17 protein-coding genes are annotated in these 21,558 nt (G+C 39.2%); 9 read left to right on the top strand and 8 right to left on the bottom strand.

The window, feature by feature from the left end; genetic code table 11:
* Window positions 1–408 precede the first annotated feature (408 nt).
* The 4 genes from HMPREF9455_RS18800 to HMPREF9455_RS18785 all read right to left on the bottom strand — a co-directional run bounded on the left by HMPREF9455_RS18800 (window position 409) and on the right by HMPREF9455_RS18785 (window position 3,889).
* Window positions 409–1,431: a peptidoglycan DD-metalloendopeptidase family protein gene (locus HMPREF9455_RS18800; RefSeq protein WP_006801341.1), complete on the bottom strand. Its 1,023-nt coding sequence runs from the start codon at window positions 1,429–1,431 to the stop codon at window positions 409–411.
* Window positions 1,432–1,439: 8 nt separating this feature from the next.
* Entirely contained in the window at window positions 1,440–1,901 is a 462-nt protein-coding gene (gene ndk / locus HMPREF9455_RS18795) for a nucleoside-diphosphate kinase (protein WP_006801340.1), read from the bottom strand.
* A 410-nt stretch (window positions 1,902–2,311) separates the two neighbouring features.
* Complete coding sequence (locus HMPREF9455_RS18790; protein WP_006801339.1) at window positions 2,312–3,619, bottom strand: solute carrier family 23 protein; 1,308 nt, start codon at window positions 3,617–3,619, stop codon at window positions 2,312–2,314.
* A 69-nt stretch (window positions 3,620–3,688) separates the two neighbouring features.
* Window positions 3,689–3,889, bottom strand: coding sequence for a hypothetical protein (locus tag HMPREF9455_RS18785; protein WP_006801338.1), 201 nt, complete (start codon window positions 3,887–3,889; stop codon window positions 3,689–3,691).
* A 673-nt stretch (window positions 3,890–4,562) separates the two neighbouring features.
* Here HMPREF9455_RS18785 and HMPREF9455_RS18780 point away from each other — a divergent pair.
* The 6 genes from HMPREF9455_RS18780 (at window position 4,563) to mazG (ending at window position 13,004) form a co-directional block, all read left to right on the top strand.
* Entirely contained in the window at window positions 4,563–5,948 is a 1,386-nt protein-coding gene (locus tag HMPREF9455_RS18780) for an Mfa1 family fimbria major subunit (protein WP_006801337.1), read from the top strand.
* A gap of 84 nt (window positions 5,949–6,032) precedes the next feature.
* Window positions 6,033–6,965, top strand: coding sequence for a FimB/Mfa2 family fimbrial subunit (locus tag HMPREF9455_RS18775; protein ID WP_006801336.1), 933 nt, complete (start codon window positions 6,033–6,035; stop codon window positions 6,963–6,965).
* A gap of 20 nt (window positions 6,966–6,985) precedes the next feature.
* Window positions 6,986–8,773, top strand: a complete 1,788-nt coding sequence (locus HMPREF9455_RS18770) for a fimbrial protein (protein WP_006801335.1) — start codon at window positions 6,986–6,988, stop codon at window positions 8,771–8,773.
* A 7-nt stretch (window positions 8,774–8,780) separates the two neighbouring features.
* Window positions 8,781–9,764 carry a DUF4906 domain-containing protein gene (locus tag HMPREF9455_RS18765; RefSeq protein ID WP_006801334.1) on the top strand — a complete coding sequence of 328 codons (984 nt, stop codon included), beginning with the start codon at window positions 8,781–8,783 and terminating at the stop codon, window positions 9,762–9,764.
* Between the two features lie 273 nt (window positions 9,765–10,037).
* Entirely contained in the window at window positions 10,038–12,074 is a 2,037-nt protein-coding gene (locus tag HMPREF9455_RS18760; RefSeq protein WP_006801332.1) for a protein-disulfide reductase DsbD family protein, read from the top strand.
* Window positions 12,075–12,221: 147 nt separating this feature from the next.
* Window positions 12,222–13,004 (top strand): nucleoside triphosphate pyrophosphohydrolase, encoded by a 783-nt coding sequence (gene mazG, locus HMPREF9455_RS18755; RefSeq protein ID WP_006801331.1) that lies wholly within the window; start codon window positions 12,222–12,224, stop codon window positions 13,002–13,004.
* Window positions 13,005–13,060: 56 nt separating this feature from the next.
* Here mazG and HMPREF9455_RS18750 read toward each other — a convergent pair whose 3' ends face one another.
* From HMPREF9455_RS18750 to spt, 4 genes are all read right to left on the bottom strand, one after another.
* A complete protein-coding gene (locus HMPREF9455_RS18750; RefSeq protein ID WP_006801330.1) occupies window positions 13,061–13,642 on the bottom strand; it encodes a hypothetical protein in 582 nt (193 codons plus the stop codon).
* A gap of 135 nt (window positions 13,643–13,777) precedes the next feature.
* Complete coding sequence (locus HMPREF9455_RS18745) at window positions 13,778–15,253, bottom strand: hypothetical protein (protein ID WP_006801329.1); 1,476 nt, start codon at window positions 15,251–15,253, stop codon at window positions 13,778–13,780.
* A gap of 486 nt (window positions 15,254–15,739) precedes the next feature.
* Window positions 15,740–16,411, bottom strand: a complete 672-nt coding sequence (locus HMPREF9455_RS18740) for a T9SS type B sorting domain-containing protein (protein ID WP_006801328.1) — start codon at window positions 16,409–16,411, stop codon at window positions 15,740–15,742.
* Between the two features lie 174 nt (window positions 16,412–16,585).
* Window positions 16,586–17,794 (bottom strand): serine palmitoyltransferase, encoded by a 1,209-nt coding sequence (gene spt, locus HMPREF9455_RS18735; protein WP_006801327.1) that lies wholly within the window; start codon window positions 17,792–17,794, stop codon window positions 16,586–16,588.
* Between the two features lie 269 nt (window positions 17,795–18,063).
* Between spt and HMPREF9455_RS18730 the strand changes: the two genes are divergently transcribed.
* The 3 genes from HMPREF9455_RS18730 to rseP are packed head-to-tail and all read left to right on the top strand — an operon-like array spanning window position 18,064 to window position 21,491.
* Complete coding sequence (locus tag HMPREF9455_RS18730; RefSeq protein WP_006801326.1) at window positions 18,064–18,948, top strand: murein hydrolase activator EnvC family protein; 885 nt, start codon at window positions 18,064–18,066, stop codon at window positions 18,946–18,948.
* An 8-nt stretch (window positions 18,949–18,956) separates the two neighbouring features.
* Window positions 18,957–20,105: a 1-deoxy-D-xylulose-5-phosphate reductoisomerase gene (locus HMPREF9455_RS18725; protein ID WP_006801325.1), complete on the top strand. Its 1,149-nt coding sequence runs from the start codon at window positions 18,957–18,959 to the stop codon at window positions 20,103–20,105.
* A 15-nt stretch (window positions 20,106–20,120) separates the two neighbouring features.
* Complete coding sequence (gene rseP / locus HMPREF9455_RS18720; RefSeq protein WP_006801324.1) at window positions 20,121–21,491, top strand: RIP metalloprotease RseP; 1,371 nt, start codon at window positions 20,121–20,123, stop codon at window positions 21,489–21,491.
* The last annotated feature ends 67 nt before the right edge of the window (window positions 21,492–21,558 follow it).

Here is a 21,558-nt window from a genome sequence, read left to right as displayed (position 1 = left end):
CCATTATGTACTGAGGTAGTGTTACACACACACTCTCTCTCTCTCTCTCTCTCTCTCTCTCTCTCTCTCTCTCTCTAATAAAATAATGCTAACTCCCAAATGTTCAGGAGAAAAATAAATACAATAAGATATTATTTTCTGTATTTTTTTTTGCATAAACACTATTTATACTTACTCCAAGGGAACACCGGTTATATTACTCCACACCTTATCCGGTTCAAAACACAAAGTTGTAAAAAAAATATTAAAACAAAAGAATTATTCCTTAATTAACTAACTAAAGCTGATAGAGAGAAACAATTCTCTTGCAAAACAAATACCGGCCCTCTACTTATATAATAAATAACAAAGGCTGTAAGAATTAGTTCTTACAGCCTTGTATTTATGCGTAAATTAACTTAATAATGATCAAGATACCCTTAGTGATTTTCCCAGACGCAATGTTGTTTTTGTGGTAATGCTGTTCAATGAACAGATTTTACTTACTGTTGTCCCATATTTGCGGGCTATTGCGCCTAATGTATCACCAGATTTTATACGGTGGTAATTAACATTACCTGAAGCATATTTATTTTTTACATTTGCTTTCGAGCGGGTAGTGGTAGATGCCAATGTGTTTACGTTCACTCCTTTCGAACTTCTGCTATAACTATCAGCTGTTACCAAATAAGTATCCTTATGGCATACTTTATTCTCGAAATCAACTATTTTTATAGGATTAATAGGGTTTCCCAAAAAACGGATCTCGAAATGGAGATGTGAACCTGTGGAACGACCGGTATTTCCACCTAACGCTATAGGATCACCTGACTTTACAACATCGTCTTCTTCTACCAAAAATTTAGATAAATGCCCATATACAGTCTCCAATCCATTCGGGTGGCGAAGTGCCAGATAATAACCATATCCACGGCGCTCGTACTGCTTCACACGTACTTTTCCATCAAATGCCGCATAGATAGTATCGCCGGTCTGCACCTTCAAATCTATACCATAATGCATTCTGCGACGACGAGGGCCGAAGTTGGATGTTATATACCCCATAGTAGGCATTGTAAAATTGGCCAGGTTTACAGTAAATGTATCGGGTATATTTTCTATTGAACGGTAAGCGTTTACGTAACGGTTGTTCCAGATGCCGCTATAAAGGTCTTCGGCCGGGATCTCATCTGCTGCAAGCACACGTTCTTCCTGAACTTCCTTCAAAATGGAAAGATCTCTTTTGATCTTTATACCATCGGCATAAAGATTATTGGCATTCATCCGGCTGTGACGTTGTTTATACTTTAATTCGACTCTGTCGGCATTAGATTCTGAGGTATTGTCAGTGTGTTGGGCAAAGCTACTCATAGGTAGTAAAAACATAGCTGCTAAAGGTAGTAGTCTCAGTTTTTTTAAGCCCTCGGTCAAACTGTTTTTCTTTTCTTGCATAATATAATTTAAATCTCGTCACATGCATACAAGTGTGCATATGTAGATAGTTTATAATCAAAAATCTCGTTATCTGCGAAAAATCTTTTTAATTCTATTCTTGCCGACTCTGCGGAATCGGAAGCGTGTACAATATTTTCCTGGGCACTTACCGAAAAATCGCCTCTGACAGTTCCTGCGGCAGCCTCGCGTCCGTTGGTCACTCCAATTAAAGAACGGACTACCTTAGCCGCATCTATCCCCTCCCAGCATTGAACTACAACAGGGCATATTTGCATAGAATCTTTTACTCGTTGAAAGAACGGACGTTCTTTCAGATGTGCATAATGTTCGTTTAAAATAGTGTCGGTCAACTGCATCATCTTCATCCCTGCCAATCGTAAACCTTTCTTTTCGAAGCGGGAAATAACCTCTCCCATCAACGCTCGTTGAACGCATGAAGGTTTCAGAATCACAAGGGTTTTCTCCATAATTTATGTTTCGAAATGAATACGATTTTGTTTATATAACCGTCAAATATAAAACTATTTTCAAAAGCTCGCAACCTCATCTCCTGCAAAAAAGGACTATTTAACAGCATTTTCCACATGTTTTACAGCATACTTTTAGGTAAACCGCTTAAAAATAGAAAGATAACAAACGGACCGTCAATCACAACTGTTAACTTATTATAACATGGTGAAAATACGGTATTTATTATTTTTTATACTCTGAAAAGAGAATAAGGCCAGACACAAGAATTGTGCAGGATATAAAAAAGAAGAGCGTTATATAAAGTTGTGTATACTCAAAATAGCCCGGACTTCCGGAAATAAAAAGAGATGAGTTATGAATTATAAACACCAATGATATAATTCATAACTCAAAATTAGTTTTATGCTTAATCTTTAAACATTTCGTCGAAATCTACAACTTGCTTCCCAGGTAATACCTGATTCAACACGACACCGATAATAGAAGCAAGGGCCATCCCCTCAAGCGAAAACATTTTTCCTATATGAATAGCAGCCCCTCCAATACCGATAACCAGGATAACTGACGATATAATAAGATTGCGCTTACGGCTGAAATCCACTTTATTCTCCACTAACATGCGCAATCCGCTGGAAGCAATAATACCAAACAATAAGATGGAAACCCCTCCCATTACCGGAGTTGGAATTGTGGTAAGCAAAGCTGCTATTTTACCGCAGAAACCAAACAAAATTGCAAATATAGCAGCACCCACAAACAGATAAATACTGAATGCACGCGTGATAGCCAACACGCCGATATTTTCACCATATGTTGTTACCGGAGGTCCACCAATGGAGGCGGCTATCATTGTGGCGACACCATCTCCGAGCATAGACCTATCAAGGCCGGGATCTTTTATCAGATCTTTATTTACAACTTTACTAAGTACTAACTGATGACCAATATGCTCGGCAATAGGAACAATGGCTACGGGAACCATCATCAGGAATATCCTCCATGTAAATGAAGGCGTATAATGAACAAAAGGTATTTCGAATGGAGGAAGTTGGATCCATTTAGCATCTATGACGGGCTGCAAATTGACAATACCCAGAATTATTGAGAATATATATCCTCCTACGATACCAACAAGGACAGGTATCACGCTTAGGAAACCACGGGTAAATATTGCTGTAAGGACAGTTATAGTAAGAGTAACAAGGCCAACTATAACATAGGTAAGGTCATAATCTCCGGCCGGATTGTTTGTAGACATATTCACTGCCGTAGCCGAAAGACCTAATCCTATAACCATTATAACTGGTCCCACAACCACAGGAGGTAATAATTTCATCAGCCATTTTGTACCCGCCTTGGTAATAATCAAAGCGACAACAGAGTAAGTAACCCCGACAAGAAAACTACCAACAAGAAAACTACCCATGCCTACTCCCGATGCAGGATCAAGTTCCAAGGCTTTTACTGCGATAATAGGATTGATAAAGGCAAATGAAGACCCTAAATAAGAAGGTACCTTCCCCTTCGTTATTGCAATAAAGACAAGTGTGCCTATACCACTGGAGATCAATGCTACTGCAGGACTCATTCCTGTCAGTGCAGGAACTAAAACCGTAGCGCCAAACATGGCGAATAAATGCTGAATACTCAACAGCAGCCATTGTGCCGGCCTGGGCTTCTCTTTAATTCCTAATACTACTTTTTTCTCTTCCATTCTTAAAATTGTTTTTCATATTACCAATTAAGCATAAAAAAAGCCGAAAACTAAATGTCGGCTCTGTATTTAAAGATCTATTCTTCTGGACTTTCTTCTCTTTATCATAATATATGCACCCACTCCAAGTATCAATATCAGATAATCACCACGCAAGTATCGCAGCGGTCCGCTATGTGCTTCTGTCTTTTTCTCTTCTGAGGGATATTTCACCCCCTTGAGAAGCCTCATGCTTTCCGTACCTGTTTGCGCATCAATATTTGTTTGCATTCCCATTATTACAAACAGAAATATTATTAATAATAACCGTTTCATTTGTGTAGTCTCTTCTTCTATTAGTCTGTGTTATGTAAATCAGGCGCAAATGTAATAATTATTTACAGAATTCCGATATGTATGTCACTAAATATTATCACTACATAAAATTCAGACTTAATCAAATATAAGCAATCATCAGTTCATTTTTTAATAATAAGAATTTATATATCATGAAGTTACAATTTATATTCATCAGTTATACACAATAAGTGGCGAGTAGAACAGTATTCATCGGCTAACTGAGAAAATCTGTACTTGTTAAAATAATATATAAATCTGAAATTGTAAGCAACTATAAAAGTATTAGTATCACATTTTTAATGATTTATTCAAAACTTTTTAGAACCCAAGACGTTATAAGTAAAATAAGAGGACAACTGCATAAAGCAAAAATGAACCAGAGTATAAAAATGAATTAGAGAATAAAACTTAAAACTCCCATTTTAGAGTCAAATCATTAAAAACGTAGTAGCCTAATTTTTTTATTGCGAAATATATCTAAGGATCCAGATGATATATCTAGTAATGAAGGAAGCATTCCTATTTTCAAAAATGAACCCTCTCAATTTTATCAAACACAAATAGTTGGAAATAAAAGTCTTGTAATCAATCAATTAAAAGAATCATGGATTTTAAAAAGTATTTTTTAGCATCTTTCATAGCGCTCGGCTTTATCGCTTGTAGCAATAATGACAATGAAGATGCAGAAGGTGGTGAGCCCGAAGGCACTCCGACCTATGTCAGTTTATCAGTTTCTCTTCCCAAAGGCTCAACAAAGGCTTTACCGGGAGATTACAACCCCGATGGAGAGTATGTAGGAAATGATGGAATACAAACGCTTGACGTCTATATGATCGGAGCAGATAAGACTGTGGAAGCTAAACGATTTTCGGGTAAAGATCTGTCAGCCAGTGGCTCTCTCATTACTCCTAGTCAGCCATTCAGAACTACATCCGGTACTAAAATTGTTTACGTTGTACTAAACAGTCCTAATCCATTAGGTACAACCGCTCCCTTAGACAATGATCTTTTACCTATCGCAGGTCTGGCGCAGATAAAAACTGTCTCTGGGGTAAATTACGATGTTATCACGATGACCGGAAAGAGCTCTCCTACATTTATAGAACCGGACGTAACCGTACAGGAAGTAACCAGTGGAACCAATAGAATAAGTGTACAAGCAGAACGTGTTGCGTCTCGTGTTATCGTAACCAGCACAGCTTCAACCGACCTATTGGATGACGACGGGGTTAAAGTAGGAACAATCTCTAATATAACATACTCTGTAGCACAAGGCACTACCAAAGTTTACTTCTCGTTACAGTCAAATTATGTTACCTGGGGTACCACCTATGTGCCAGCATTGGGTACTTATACCACCGATGCTCCCCAGTATTATGATTATGCTGATTTAAAGACACCTACCACAGTTCCCGCAAGGCCTACTGCCGGCGATGGATATAAATCTTTGCCGGGTAAATTCTTATTTGAGAATACCCATACAGAAGGTGATGTGAAAACTTCTAATTACAAAAAGGGCAATACTGCATATGTATTAGTCAGGGCCAAGTTCACTCCTTTGGAATCTGCTATAGCTGATGGAGGTGTTCTTACCAACGGCACATTCTATGTAGGGGAAACCGATGGGAAAATATACTCAACAAAGGCTGCAGCGCAAGCTGCCGTTCAAAATCAGAAAGTAGCATTGTATGAAGGAGGTAAAATGCTTCAATATGCATGGCTTAATCCTGATAATATTGCAAAACCACTCAATTCGCCTGTGGTAAGAAATAACATTTATCATATAAATATTTCCGCTTTCAAAAAAATCGGTTATAACTGGAATCCTTTGGTTCCCGGTACAGACAATCCTGACCCTAAACCAGGTAACCCCGACGAACCGGAAACCCCTATTGATCCATTGGATCCATTATCTCCTGAACAAACATATATGACAGTTGATATATCTATTCTTAACTGGACTGTACACTCTTATGATATAGAATTATAATATAAGAGAACCCAAATATCCTTTGGGGACTAGCATGCCTCAAAGGATATAATTACAAATTTATACTGCTAATTGAAATAAAAAATGAATTTAAGTAGTAAACCAATTCTATTGATAAGTGTGATTATCCTATTATTTTTTTCGGGATGTATCAAAGATGATTACAAAGATTGTGTGCAAGGGATAAATGTAACCTTTTATTCTAAAACACCATGTGACATTGATGCCAACTATCCCGAACAAATAAAAAATATCACTATGGGTGTATTTGATAAGAATGGTATATTGGTTTCTTCTAAGCATGCAAATGATACGAAATTACAAAAAGATTTTCGTCAGACTATAGAAACTGAAAGTGGTCTTTATACAGTTATAGCATGGTCCGGACTTGAGACTGACCATTATGACATCTCAGCTCTTAAAATAGGATCGACAACTAAAAATGATCTTCTTTTCCGCTTAAAACGGGCTGCACAGCGTGCTTCCAGCATTGAAGGTACAAGAGTCTATTATGGAGAAAGCCCTGCGGTATATGTACCCCAAGCTGATAACTCGGAGTCTATTTTTGAAAATGCTGCTATCAATATGCGGGAAATTACCAATCGCATTACAATTTCAGTCGAAGGTCTCCTAAAAGCCGAAGAATATGAAATAGAAATAGAATCGGACAACGGGTCTATGAATATAGATGGAAGTATCGCTCCGGACGAAGTGATAGAACATTCTGCGGAACATACAATAAAAGATGGAGTTATGGAAGCCCGGTTTACGCTTCTTAAACTAGAAACAGGATATAACAACAATATTATAATAAAAAGCAAGCTCAGCGGAGCCGAACTATACAGAGGTAGCCTGCTCGGCACCCTGCTATTGAAGAATCCGGATGTAAATCTGGCTTGCGACCATGATTTTACAATCAGATTTACAACTAAAGATCAATGTAGTTGCGGAACATACACCATTATGGAAATATGGGTCAACAACTGGCTGGTACATAGTTATGAGACTGAGATGTAAACAAAAGAAATCAAGATTATATGAGACCGGTTAGTAACATAACAAAAAAAATAAAATACTTTACAATTTTCTTTTCCGTCCTAATTCTCGTTACAGGTTGTAGCAGTGATGATCAGGGAAAGGAGTCGGATAATGAAGACGAAGCTGTTATTTCACTCTCATTAAAAGCTACATCCTCTAGTATAAATGAAGATAAGGTAAATTGGGAGGACCGTGTAGATGAACTACGGATGGTTGTTTTCAATACATCTGATGGAAAGGTTGTTTTCAATCAAAAATTATATTTCCCGAATGGCTTTGCCAATAGTAGCAAAAGTGTTGTCATACGTCCCGGAAATTATGATTTTTACTTTATAGCAAATGAGTCTGTTTACTCCACCGATTTTGCTTCGGCATTCATGGCTATTGGAAATAAATCACAATTTTCTACAGATACCAGATTCCGCAATTTACAATATAATCCCGATTTTATCCCCAGTGAGACCGGTCGTAATGGACGCTTTGTCATGTCTGCTATATATAATAACATTTCGGTTACAAGTGGTGGTACAGAGAAAAATCCGGTTCCATTAGCTATCCCCACAGGAAAGGTAGAATTGATCAGGCCTCTGGCTAAAGTAGACGTTATCTTTAGAAAAAAAGTTGCTGGGAGCAGTATTCCTGCAAATACAATCACTTCTGTCCAATTGTCAAACGTGGCAGCAAGCCTGTCTGTTCCTCCGGTAGATAATTATTATAGCGGACAGAAGACGACATCAAAGCAGGCTGATATTTCCGGTCTCAATTATGGTAATGATAGTATCGGGGCCGTTACATTTTTCATACCTGAATTTCTCATTCAGGAAAACAGTACTGATTTTACAGAATTACATATAAATAATAAAGTTTTTCCGATAGAGACTGATGACGGAAAAACCGGAATTGCCCTGCAGAGACGTACTATTCCATCCATATCTTCGAATAGTGTAATACGCAATTATCATTATATAGTCAATGCTTACATCAATGCTCAGGGCGGCATCCAGATTAAAGCATATATCGAGCCTTGGAATAAAGATGAATACAGATATGTTTTTCAGGGAGATAAGACTATTGTTGTCCCCCCTGTAATACCTACCGACTCGAGTGTTATTATCATCCCTGTCTTGTGTGAAGGATCGAGTAAGATTGAGATACTGAACAAAGATGAAATTTTATCACAAGGATTACAAGGTGCATACGGCGATGTGGTTAACTATTGGGACCCTGTTGTACAAGGACCATCAATAACAAAAGGACAACCACCCTATTATTGCGAAAAGAAATATGGCCCCGGCTGGCGACTTATCAATTCTTGTGAGCTTATGTCTTTCCTGGCTTTATTCGATCAGGCATACAGGGTATGGCAATCCAATACATGGGAAGGGGTAGACAACAATTTGCCATTCTATCCTCTGCCTTTCAGACAGGAAGCCCAAGCATTCTTGCAAAAACTAACAGGTGTAGATTTGTCCGGCATAGTACTTTCTGATAACGAAAAAGATAATCTAGGCGATGCAAAACTAGATGTTATAGACCGTTTTTTCACGCCGGGCGATATTATAATCAGAGAATCTGACTATCCGGGGGGATGGCCTTATACAGCCCCTCCGAACAATAGTGGTTTAGCTTGGTTTTACTCTGAAGTAGTGGTTCAGGTTAAAGCATATTGGTATTCGGGCTATCTGGATCTCAGCATTCCCGGAAATAAAGAAAAAGTTCTTTATCAGCAGTTTGAGAGATATGACTTTAGTAGTACGGTATCACGTTGTGTAAGGGTTGTAGAATAAAATTGATATGCATAAAATATATTATTACATATTATCAGTAACGCTGTTGCTTTTATATTCAAGTTGCAGCGAAAATACAGAAGACTATCCGGAAAACAAGCCGAGGAGTGTATCAATAAAACTGGTACAGCAAACAGGGTTTAGTACCAAAGTAGTAGACGGGGATAATCTGCTAAGTGAACAAACTGTGAAAAATTTCAGTGTCTTTTTAACGGAGCCATCATCAAATGCGATTACATATAAGTATGTGTATTCGGGATTCTCATCTGTCGATGATTACAAATTGATAACTTTACCATTAGACCCGGCCACGGTGCTTAGGAAAGATATCTATATTGTCGCTAATTATAACAATGTGAGTACCCTCAATTCTGTTTCAACACTTGATGATTTGAAAGCTCTGACAACTCCGGCTGTTAACAAGACAAACAACCTGATTCCTGAAAATGGGTTTTGCATGTATGGTTCTACTCTCGACTTCAATTTTAACGATGGGACTAACAGTCCGGCGATAGTTAACTTAATAAGGTCTTGTGCAAAAATAAGAATAAACGTCACTTTTCCGGAAAACCCGACTCTAAGTACAAATAATAGTTTTCTGATACAGAATGCAGCTAAATATACATATGTTATTGGCAGGACCAAAAATAATCTAGGAACCGCAGATTATTTTACGTATGCTGCCCCTATTGCTCTAGTAGATAACGGAGCCCATGTATATACGCAGACAACTTATATTTACGAAGCCGACAATGTACCTAAATTATATATTTACACCTATATGAACGGATCATCTACTATGCAGGAATTTTCTACTAACTTGCCAAGACCTGTCCGTAACCACTTATTTGATATATCTATCGAGATTTATTCGGGTGATGTACCATCCGGAACTAAGAGTACTAACGGAAATAATTTAGAAAATTCTGGTTATATATATAAAAGTATAATAAATGAATATGACGAGAAAGGCCGGAAAGTAGAATGTTAAATAATGAATTGAAGAGATAACGTAAGCTAATAATAAATTGTAATATTTCGAGAATCGCTCTAAACAAGTATATCAGTAGAGCGATTCTCTTGTTATTTATTGGTCTCAGGTTACTGACTATTCCACCATTATTATCGAGAAGATATATTCCTGCAACAACAATTTAAAGTATATTACCCAAATAATCTAAAAAAGAGATTGTCATTCTGTTATTATAATCTCTTTTTTTTAACTTTGTCATTCTTATATATAATATAATAGCCATCGATATAGATGTTGTTTATGAAAAAAACATTATTATTTCTGATTTTATCAGTTATATCCACAATTGGAATATATGCCCAGGATCCAGCAACATGGACAGTAAAGCTAGTAGATAAAGGAAACGGTGAAGTAGAATTGACCGCAAATTTTAAGATAGACCCTACATGGCACCTTTATGATATCCATATCCCGGAAGGAGGACCTATGCCAACCAGTCTGGCTATAGATAACATCAAAGGCGCAACTAAAGTAGGTGAATTTAAAGCTGTCAATTCCAAATTGAAAAAGAGTTATGACGAAATATTCCAGATGGAAATCGGATATTACGAAACTCAGGCTACGTTCGTCCAACGCCTCAAAGTAACAGATAAAGTTGCATTCGTACTTGAAGGCGATCTCCGTTCGCAAGTATGCAGCGAAGTAGACGGACAATGTATTCCTATAAAAATAGACTTGAGCTTCAAGTCTAAAGATTTGCCCGCAACATTAGTTTCTGCAAGCGGAACATCTGCCGATAGCGCAGAGGAAGCTGTGTCGGTAGATACAGCAACGGCAGATACATTGAGCCAAGTTTCAACTACACCAACCAGCAGCAGCGACCTTTGGAAACCTGTAATAGAAGAAGTAAAAGCATATGGCGCCGCCGGAGACACTTCCGACCAATCCTTATTCTGGATATTCCTCGGAGGTTTTGGTGGTGGGCTTGTAGCCTTACTTACACCTTGTGTGTGGCCGATGATACCGATGACTGTCAGCTTTTTCCTGAAACGGAATAAAAAGAATAAAGGTAAAGCTATTAAGGATGCGATGACCTATGGCTTAGGTATCATTATTATATATGTTGCGTTAGGGCTGCTTATTACAGCTATATTCGGTGCCAGTGCCCTGAATGATCTCGCAACCAGCGCTATTTTCAATCTCATATTCTTTGCCCTGCTAGTTGTTTTCGCCATATCATTCTTCGGAGCATTCGAACTGGTTTTACCTTCTTCATGGACGAATAAGATGGATCAGAAAGCCGATTCTACCACAGGTATTATCAGCATCTTTTTCATGGCATTTACATTGGCTCTGGTTTCATTCTCCTGTACCGGGCCTATTATCGGGACATTGCTGGTACAAGCTGCCGGCTCAGGCTCGATTGTTGCCCCTGCAATCGGGATGTCTGGCTTTGCATTGGCTCTGGCTATACCATTTTCATTATTCGCCATATTCCCGTCATGGCTCGAAAGCATGCCTAAATCGGGAGGCTGGCTCAATTCGGTAAAGGTTGTACTAGGATTCCTGGAGTTGGCTTTAGCCTTGAAATTCTTCTCTGTAGCCGACCTGGCTTACGGGTGGGGAATTCTCGACCGCGAAGTATTCCTTGTATTGTGGATTGCTATTTTTGCATTGCTTGGTATTTATCTGTTGGGCAAGCTTAAATTACCGCATGATAGCGACCTGAAGCATGTATCTGTTCCACGCCTATTTTTAGCTATCATCTCATTTGCATTTGCTATCTATATGATACCGGGATTGTGGGGGGCACCATTGAAATCAATAAGTGCTTTCTCTCCCCCGTTATTCACTCAGGATTTCAACCTGTATAAGGGAGAGGTGCATGCCAAGTTTGACGACTATGAAGCAGGCATGGATTATGCGCGCAAAAACAACAAACCTGTGATGATAGACTTTTCCGGTTATGGGTGTGTAAACTGTCGCAAGATGGAGGCTTCGGTATGGACAGATGCCCGTGTGAAAGATATTCTCGAAAAAGACTATGTGCTGATAACACTCATGGTAGACGACAAGAAGAAATTACCGGAGGTTATAGAAGTGGAAGAGAACGGCAAAACAACCAAACTAAAAACAATCGGAGATAAATGGAGTTACCTGCAACGGCATAAGTTCGGTACCAATTCTCAACCGTACTATGTATTGCTCGATCATGCAGGAAAACCGATAGGTCCTTCATATGCATACAATGAAGATATACCAGAGTATATTAAGTTCCTGAATACAGGGCTGGATAACTTTAAGAAAATAAAAGAAGAAGCAAAATAAAGAAGAGAAAGCAGGTTTGAAAGAATCTGCTTTTTCGCTAAATAAGTAAAAGAAAGTATTTAATAATATACTTTTAGTCTATAACAGTCTTTGGGTGTTATACTTACCAAAGTAATAAAAAGGTCTGAGACCTTAATATAATCGACGATGCATACAAAAGAACAAAAGCTGGAAGCATTCGGCAGGCTTCTCGACATTATGGACGAATTGCGGGTAAAATGCCCCTGGGATGCCAAACAGACAAATGAAAGCCTGCGGACAAACACAATCGAGGAAGTATATGAACTTTGTGAGGCCATCATTAAAAATAATGATAACGAGATAAAAAAGGAGCTGGGAGATGTGCTTCTTCATGTCGTATTCTATGCAAAAATAGGAGAAGAAAAAGAGACATACGACATAGCCGATGTATGCAATGCCCTATGCGACAAACTTATATTCCGCCATCCCCATGTATTTGGAGATGATGCTGCCAAAACAGCTGGTGAGGTAGAGAAATCGTGGGAGCAACTCAAACTGAAAGAAAAAGGCGGGAACAAAACCATCCTCGAAGGTGTACCTGCATCCTTGCCTTCAATAGCTAAAGCCCACCGCATACAGGACAAAGCTCGTAATGCCGGATTTGACTGGAAAAAGAAAGAAGACGTATGGGAGAAGGTCTCGGAAGAGCTTACCGAACTGAAAGACGAAATCTCGAATATGGACGCTGATAAGACAGAAGCTGAGTTCGGTGACATGTTTTTCAGCCTGATTAATGCCGCGCGCCTGTATAAAGTCAATCCTGATAACGCATTGGAGCGTACCAATCAAAAGTTTATCCGTCGGTTCAACTATATCGAACAAGAGGCAAAAAGGCAGCGCAAAATCCTAAAAGATATGACTCTGTCAGAGATGGATGCACTATGGGAAGAAGCTAAGAAAGCTGAATAAATAAAACGAGACTGTAGATATTACAGTCCCGTTTTCACCAAACCAATCTTTATTACCTATCTTCTGTTGTTTCCATTTTGTTGGGAAGTCCGTTCGGGACTTCTCTGGCTATTATTATCCTGCGTTTTATTATTACCATTATTATTGCTTCTGCTATCAGTCCTGTTACTGTCTGTATTGCCTGATCTGCTATCTGAACGATTGGTATTTACCCAGCTATTGGTATTATTCTTGCTGGTATTATACTTGGCATTGTTGCTATAACGGATAGGCTCCTGTGTTTTATCTCCTTTGTACTGCGAGTAATTCTTCTTATGGGTTTTGTTCTGCAACCAAGGCTGCTTATCATTTACTACAACCTTATACATGCTATACAGATCATATTTGCGGTATTTGTCCGGCAGGTATTGGGCTGAGATCCATTTACTTCCCGTCAGGTAATAGAACAGTGCATTCGTAATATCATAGTAAACATTGATGTCGGGCATATAGTAATATCCGGCATAATCATATCCTGTAGGCCCCCAGGCCGGCTGCTTATCTACATTGATATTTACATTAATATTTACCTGGGCAGATAAAGGGTTGAATACCCCTACTGCGAATAGTATGCTTATTGCGATTATCAGCTTTTTCATAATGTTCATGTTTTAGTTGTTTACATTCCAAAAGTATGAACTGATTACATATGTTACAATAATAATCGACAAAGAGGACTATCTAATCGACAGAATGTTAAAAATACGCCGGACAAGGTTATTTCACATTATTTTTCAAAAGCAAACTGCCACGCCCAGATTCACTGCGCTATTCCCATAATTCGCCCTTACCTTATTGCCGATGGAATACGGTGTATAATGATATTCGAGATAAAGTCCTACTTTTTTATACCGTATATTCACACCGCCGAAAATATCTAATGTTTCAAAGCTATGCCATTTGCTTTCCCCGTCATCGTAATACTCTTTTTCCAGGTCGGTCTGAACTGAAATCGCCCCGGCACCGGCATAGGTAGTCCAGTAAACATTCTTAGCGGCTTCCTGCTGATAACGGAATCGAGCATTTACATTTACTAACAGATCGGCTTTTGTAGCATAGGGGTCTTTCCGGTAATAAAAATCGAAAAACTCACGACTAACAGGAAAAGCTACCTGAAAACCGATATCCACTGCCATTACTTTCTTTATGGGATAGCCTACATAGACACCAATGGATGGCGCTGCTTTATATGCATTTTTCAAACTACCTATAGGAAACCAGCTTCCGGCTCGGATCTCGACAAGGTTTACAAGATACTCTTTCTCTTCAGGCTCTTGTCTCTGATTTTCCTCAAACTGAGGTATATCGAACTGGTTGTATGCCGACTCGGGTAATACCGGAATGCTCATCACTTCCTGCAAGAGGGGAGCCAGCTCATAATCATTCCTGTTGTATCTGTAATTACTCAATACACAACTTAGGTATTTACCTCTCACCTCCTGAACTATATAGTAAACAATCAGCGGGTCTGTTCTTCGTCCAAATCCTGACTTTTGTTTATAAACCACACGGTGAGCAAGAGACGGTAGTCCCTCGAAGACAACTTCTATATCATCCTCGGCCAGTATACTTACATTCTCATTTATGTTGGCATCTATACGTGTATTGATATCCAGATTTGCGCTTTCGAATGATGGAAACTCCGACCAGCTCATCTGTCCGCCTTTACAATTTACATTATGCGGGCTCATCCAGTTACATGCCGAACCCAGATTTATTTCCCTACCGGCAAATGAGATAGAATTAGCTGTCTGTTCATCCGAGATATAGTATATAAGTCCGTTCTCGAGAAATACCCTGATAACTTCCTCTTCTAATACGATATCACGCTGATTGAGTGTATTAAAGGAGACTACATCGACCTCTTTATCTGATTTTTCGAATATATAACATACCTGACTTAGCTTTACCTTTGGTCGGTCTTTAATCTTCGATTCAGATTCTATTATCTTATTTGCTCTCAGAATCCCGGGTTCGGAATACTCGGCCAGAATCGTTTCCAGATTATACTTCTTCTTAATAGCATTAAGTGTCTTATCATTATCTATTTGACCTTTAATAGTGGAAATTGAAATTTCATACCCGCTCAATTCCAACATTACTTCACCTTTCTCATTCCTTAATCCCTGCATGCCGGTAAGATCATACGTCTGAGAAAATAATGATATAGAGAACAGAATAAAAAAGCCGAACGACAAGATGTGTTTCATATTTATAGTTACTGGTTATACGTCAAATATAGGTTTTTTTATTAAAACTAAGTAATCTCTCTTTTATTGTCAGGGCAAATCCTTCAAATCATTTATCTCTATCAAAAGTTTGTAGAGACGTATTGCATACGTCCGGTTGTCTTATTTTGTTATACGCGGGTATGCAAAATATATCTTTACATAAGCCTGAAAAGCAGTTTCTATTTTTTTTTGTTCAGTGCGACATATATTTCGTAAGAGGCAGTAAATGAAGATAATATCTTTATGTCTGAAATTATCTTCCATAAAAACCTGACAAACTTGACACTTTTTGCACTATTTTTTATTCTGTCAATTTACCTTCGTCGATTGATAATTCTATTCGACTTTCACTTTTCCGCTTCCGGCTCTTTGCTTTCGTCGATGAGCCTCGATTAAAAGCCGTCATAAATAACTATAGATAAAATTATAATGATAAGATAACAGATCAGAGGTGTAAAAAATATTTTAACGGGAACGCAGAATATTTATATCCCCGCCCCTTTTATATCTGATTCCATCAGAACCCAGAGCGTCTATTACATAGTAATAAACTCCGGTATTCACATATTTTCCTTTATATGTCCCGTCCCACCCTTTAGCCGGGTCGGCAAATTCAAAAAGTTTTTGCCCCCAACGGTTGAAAATGGTACATTTAAATTTCACGATAGACCTGTATGCAACCCGGAATTCATCATTTGCCCCCGGAGAGTCTCCCGGAGAGAAATAATTAGGTACTTCAAGCTTTGACTCAGAAATAGTAAATGAGAATGTATCTTCAGACGTATTGGAATCATTGTCTGCAACTTCCAGTTTCATAACATATTCTCCGAATTCTTCGAAGGTATATCTGGTTATATCCTTATCCGAATAGCGTGCGATAGGATTCTCCATATCTCCCTTCTTGTATAGAAACCATGTATAATAAACAGCCTCACTGCCTCCCGATCCATAAAAGCTGAATGTTGCCGGAGCTGAAAATATTTTATTTTTCATCTCCTCTTCGGTTATAGTTTCATTTGTCGCATTCCGCCTTTCCACTTCATAGTCTATATGCGCTTCAAGTTTTCCTTCCGTATCCTGAGCTGCCAGACGCAGTGATACGGCGACTATAAACAATAATAGAGTTATTTTTTTCATAAGCAACTGCTTTGGTCAAGAAAGTATTAAAAGCAACATTATTCCTTCGTAACCGGCTATTGATATTGCAGATACAAAGATAATAAGCTTGCGGCCTTAAACAATAAACCCTCTATCTTTTAACGGACAGAGGGTTATCTTATTTTGTAATACAGTTATATAAGGTCGCTCTGCCTATCGGGCATTAGCTTCCAGAGATATTCCTGCTTTTTTGAATACTCTTTCTATTTTCTCAAACGCTATATCAACCTGTTCTTTGGTGTGTGTAGCCATCAGAGAGAAACGAATCAATGTATCTGCCGGAGCAACAGCCGGAGACACTACCGGATTAACAAATATGCCTTCTTCGAAAAGCCATTTTGTTATCATAAATGTTTTTTCATTATCGCGGATAAATAGCGGTATAATAGGAGTAGCGGTATGTCCTATTTCAAAACCACGGCTACGGAAACCATCTAATGCATAATGAGTAATATCCCACAAATGCTTAATACGCTCAGGTTCCGAAATAATGATATCTAATGCTGCACTGGCTGCCGCTGTAGCTGCAGGTGTAGCGCTGGCTGTAAATATATAAGCGCGGGAATTGTGTCGCAGATAGTCGAGAATCGTTTCGCTTCCGGCGATAAATCCGCCAAGCGAAGCTAAAGATTTACTGAATGTTCCCATTATAAGTTCCACATCGTCAACTAAACCTGTTTGTTCCACAAGCCCTTTTCCACTGTAATCTTTACCGAGAACCCCTAAGCTATGAGCCTCGTCTACCATTACACTGGCGTTATATTGTTTGGCGAGTTTCACTATTTCAGGAAGGTTTGCTATATCGCCCTCCATACTGAATACCCCGTCAACCACAATAAGTTTCACCTTGTCAGGTTCACATCTTTGCAGCTGTTTTTCGAGAGATTCCATATCATTGTGACGGAATTTCAACTTTGTAGAATAAGAAACCCTTGCTCCTTCAATAATGGAAGCATGGTCCAGCTCATCCCACAATATGTAATCTTCACGCCCTGTAATACAAGATATTACACCTTGATTCACATTGAAGCCTGTCGAATAAACGATAGCATCTTCTTTGCCTACAAATTTTGCAAGCTTTTTTTCCAGTTCGATATGGATATCAAGAGTACCATTCAGGAAACGGGAACCGGCCATCCCTGTCCCATACTTACGGGTAGCTTCTATGGCTGCTTCTTTTACTTTCGGGTGATTGGTTAATCCCAGATAGGCATTTGATCCGAACATTAACACCTTTTTCCCATTTATAACGACTTCGGTGTCCTGATCGCTCTGGATTTGTCTAAAATAAGGGTAAATTCCTGCAGCCCGTGTATTTCTGGCCGCGTCGTACCGATATAACTTATCAGTTAATAAACTCATACTCAACTTACAACAAATGTAGATTATTATAACTGCATCTTAGGAACAATTTAATATTCCGAGATTTACAGGCTGCAAAAATAGCTAAAAAAAATAAGAATGTGTCCCTTTTGGAATAAATATTTAAAAAAAGGATATTTTAATACAATCTTCTGCCTCTTCTTCCCCTAATATATCGCTTTTTTCTTAAATTTGCAGATTAGTGGCTACATATGTCAAATAATTAGAATTTGAAAGCCTTTTGATGGTTAGAAAAGCCATAGCGCCGAATGATAAAGAAGAAAAAAAACAAACATAATCTATGGAAGCGGTTGCACTTCAAATACCGCCTTTCCGTAATGAATGAAAATACACTTGAGGAGATATGGAAGATTAAAGCTTCTATATTCTCAGGTGCTGTCTTGGTTCTTGTATTCGCTTTTTTTCTCATTGCAATCACATCTGCTATTATCATAGCAACACCGATCCGCTACTACCTGCCGGGTTATCTCGATGCCGAAGTAAGGGAAAAAGCAATCCGGTCGGCAATTAAGACAGACTCTCTCGAACAGCAATTGAAATATCAGGAGGCTTATATAAGTAACCTCCGCAGTATTTTTGACGGTACCCGTCAGATCGATTCGGTAAAGATTCTCGATACGATATCTGTATCCGAAAACGACCCCTTACTCAAGAAAACAGATCTGGAGAAAGAATATACCAAACGATACGAAGACGAAGAGCGGTACAATCTCTCTGTATTATCATCCAGTACCACCAATCCAATGGAAGGTGTTGTATTCTTCAGACCCGCCAGAGGAATTATAACGAGCAAATTCGATCCTTCCGGCGGACACTTCGGAGTCGCAATTAAAACCTCACCTAAAGAGACCATACTGGCGACACTGGAGGGTGTGGTCATATTTGCCGGATATGATCTGAAGACAGGACATACAATACAAATCCAGCATAAAAACGGATTTATTTCAGTATATAGGTACAATACCCTGCTACTAAAGAAAACAGGAGATAAGGTGCGTACAGGAGAGGCTATAGCTGTAATAGAGACCAAAGTAGATGACGAAAAAGCAGAAAGTACAACAACTTCAATACTCGAATTTGAACTTTGGTATAGAGGCAATGCCGTAAATCCTGAAAACTATATATCTTTCTAAAACCACATATGAAAAGGAATATTGCAATACTAGGCTCTACAGGATCAATTGGAACACAAGCGCTCGATATAGTCAGAGAAAATTCTGACCATTTTGAAATATATGCACTGACAGCCAACGAAAATATAGATTTACTTATCAGACAGGCAGAGGAATTCTCTCCTGAGGTAGTAGTTATTGCCAACGAGAATAAATATACCCGACTCAAAGAAGCCTTACAGCATTTACCTGTCAAAGTATGGGCCGGAAGTGAATCGATAGCACAGGTAGTACAAAGTGAACCTATCGACATGGTACTTACTGCTATGGTCGGTTATTCGGGATTGAAACCTACTATAAATGCCATAAAAGCGGGAAAAGTAATTGCTTTGGCAAACAAAGAGACACTGGTTGTTGCAGGTGAACTGATTACAAGTCTGGCCATTGAGCATAAAGTACCGATATTGCCTGTAGATTCGGAGCACTCCGCCATATTCCAATGTCTCAATGGCGAACGTTCTCCTATCGAGAAAATTATCCTTACGGCGTCCGGCGGTCCGTTCAGGAATCATTCTGCCGAACAACTGGCAAAAGTAACCAAAGCCGAAGCACTCAAACATCCGAACTGGGACATGGGAGCAAAAGTTACGATAGACTCGGCATCCCTGATGAATAAAGGACTGGAAATGATAGAAGCCAAATGGCTGTTTGATGTCACCCCCGACCAGATTGAGGTCGTTGTACATCCGCAATCCATCATACATTCGATGGTACAATTCGAGGATTCGTCCATCATCGCACAATTGGGACTACCCGATATGCATCTGCCTATACAATATGCGTTGGCTTACCCCAACAGGTTAAAATCGAATTTCGAACGTCTCGACTTCTTCAAGCTGAAAACAATGACATTCGAAAAACCCGACATGGAGCGATTCCGCAATCTGGCATTTGCATTCGAGGCCGCGCGGGTAAAAGGAAATATGGCCTGCATCATGAATGCGGCAAACGAAATAGCGGTAGCTGCTTTCCTGAAAGACAAAGTCGGATTTCTGGAAATGAGCGAGGTCATAGAAAAAACAATGCACAAAACAAGTTTTATTCAGGCTCCGTCGTATGAAGATTACGTGCAGACCGATACGGAAGCCCGTCACATAGCAAAAGAATTTATCAAATAACACTCTGATTTTTTAATGGAAACAATTTTAATTAAAGCGTTACAATTAATCCTAAGTTTATCGATACTGGTTATTATACATGAGTTCGGGCATTTCTTATTCGCCCGCCTCTTCAAGATAAGAGTTGAGAAGTTCTATTTATTCTTCAATCCGTGGTTCTCCCTGTTCAAATATAAGCCAAAGAACAGCGATACAGAATACGGAATAGGCTGGTTGCCATTAGGCGGCTATGTGAAAATATCGGGAATGATAGACGAATCGATGGACAAGGAGCAAATGGCTCTTCCTCCCCAGCCATGGGAGTTCCGCTCCAAACCGGCATGGCAACGTCTGCTTGTGATGGTAGGCGGTGTTTTGTTCAATTTCATACTGGCTATCATCATCTTCTCTATGATGCTGTTCGTATGGGGTGATGAATACCTGCCTCTGAAGAATGTAAAAGATGGGATGGTTTTCTCCGAAACAGTAAAAAGAAACGGAGGATTTCAGGATAAAGATATACTGGTGAGCGCCGACGGCAAAGACCTTGTGCTGGGACGCGGGGTTCTGGATATGAATACATTCATGCATTTCATCGATGCCAAGACCGTAACCATCGTACGCAATGGCAAACAAATGGAGTTGACTCTCCCCGAAAGCTTTGCTGACAGTGTAATTGCATCGAAACAAGTGGCTTATGAATATTGGTCTGCACCTGTTGTGGATAGCGTAAGCGAAAACTCCGAGGCTAAAAGAATCGGCCTGATACGCGGAGATAGCATAACCGCTCTTGATTCACAGCCGATTACCTCTCAGTTGGGTATCCAAAAATATGTAACTAGGATAAGTAATAAACTGGGGGATAATGAAAAGCATACGCTGGCTATCACTTTTTACAGAAACGGTGAAGTACAGACAGTTTCAGCTGCGATAGACACATCCGGCGTTATCGGTTTCACATCTTCGACAAAGATGTCCGATATTTTCTCGAAAAAGAATATGCAGACCGACCACTATGGCTTTTTCGAATCATTTCCGGCGGGAATCAACAATGGTGTAGCAACACTTAAAGGATACGTGGCGCAGATACGCTTTGTATTCTCAAAAGAAGGAGTGAAAAACCTGAGTGGGTTTGCCGGTATCGGAAATATGTTCCCGGCTCAATGGAACTGGTACGCATTCTGGTCTATGACTGCATTCCTGTCCATCGTACTTGCCTTTATGAATATACTCCCTATTCCGGCGCTGGACGGAGGACACATTATGTTCCTTTTATACGAAGCCATAACCAAGCGGCAACCGAATGAGAAATTTATGGAATATGCACAGGTAGGCGGTATGCTGTTTTTACTCCTCCTGCTGCTAGTGGCCAATGGAAATGACATAATGAGAATCTTCTTTAAATAGGAGGAAATACCGAATTAGGTAATATAACAATAAGCAAATGGATTTAAGGATACCATATTTATTAGTA

The sequence above is a fragment of the Dysgonomonas gadei ATCC BAA-286 genome, from assembly GCF_000213555.1.
Classification (GTDB): Bacteria; Bacteroidota; Bacteroidia; order Bacteroidales; family Dysgonomonadaceae; genus Dysgonomonas; species Dysgonomonas gadei.
The sequence above is the reverse complement of the archived record's forward strand: the minus strand, read 5'-3'. Positions and strand labels throughout refer to the sequence as shown.

Bases quoted from the DNA above. Each gene is read 5' to 3' on its own strand.
- HMPREF9455_RS18765 (WP_006801334.1), top strand. From the start codon at position 8,781: ATGCATAAAATATATTATTACATATTATCAGTAACGCTGTTGCTTTTA.
- HMPREF9455_RS18800 (WP_006801341.1), bottom strand. From the start codon at position 1,431: ATGCAAGAAAAGAAAAACAGTTTGACCGAGGGCTTAAAAAAACTGAGA.
- HMPREF9455_RS18750 (WP_006801330.1), bottom strand. From the start codon at position 13,642: ATGAAAAAGCTGATAATCGCAATAAGCATACTATTCGCAGTAGGGGTA.
- HMPREF9455_RS18780 (WP_006801337.1), top strand. From the start codon at position 4,563: ATGGATTTTAAAAAGTATTTTTTAGCATCTTTCATAGCGCTCGGCTTT.
- ndk (WP_006801340.1), bottom strand. From the start codon at position 1,901: ATGGAGAAAACCCTTGTGATTCTGAAACCTTCATGCGTTCAACGAGCG.
- HMPREF9455_RS18730 (WP_006801326.1), top strand. From the start codon at position 18,064: ATGATAAAGAAGAAAAAAAACAAACATAATCTATGGAAGCGGTTGCAC.
- HMPREF9455_RS18740 (WP_006801328.1), bottom strand. From the start codon at position 16,411: ATGAAAAAAATAACTCTATTATTGTTTATAGTCGCCGTATCACTGCGT.
- HMPREF9455_RS18790 (WP_006801339.1), bottom strand. From the start codon at position 3,619: ATGGAAGAGAAAAAAGTAGTATTAGGAATTAAAGAGAAGCCCAGGCCG.
- spt (WP_006801327.1), bottom strand. From the start codon at position 17,794: ATGAGTTTATTAACTGATAAGTTATATCGGTACGACGCGGCCAGAAAT.
- HMPREF9455_RS18770 (WP_006801335.1), top strand. From the start codon at position 6,986: ATGAGACCGGTTAGTAACATAACAAAAAAAATAAAATACTTTACAATT.
- HMPREF9455_RS18725 (WP_006801325.1), top strand. From the start codon at position 18,957: ATGAAAAGGAATATTGCAATACTAGGCTCTACAGGATCAATTGGAACA.
- HMPREF9455_RS18785 (WP_006801338.1), bottom strand. From the start codon at position 3,889: ATGCAAACAAATATTGATGCGCAAACAGGTACGGAAAGCATGAGGCTT.
- mazG (WP_006801331.1), top strand. From the start codon at position 12,222: ATGCATACAAAAGAACAAAAGCTGGAAGCATTCGGCAGGCTTCTCGAC.
- rseP (WP_006801324.1), top strand. From the start codon at position 20,121: ATGGAAACAATTTTAATTAAAGCGTTACAATTAATCCTAAGTTTATCG.
- HMPREF9455_RS18775 (WP_006801336.1), top strand. From the start codon at position 6,033: ATGAATTTAAGTAGTAAACCAATTCTATTGATAAGTGTGATTATCCTA.
- HMPREF9455_RS18745 (WP_006801329.1), bottom strand. From the start codon at position 15,253: ATGAAACACATCTTGTCGTTCGGCTTTTTTATTCTGTTCTCTATATCA.
- HMPREF9455_RS18760 (WP_006801332.1), top strand. From the start codon at position 10,038: ATGTTGTTTATGAAAAAAACATTATTATTTCTGATTTTATCAGTTATA.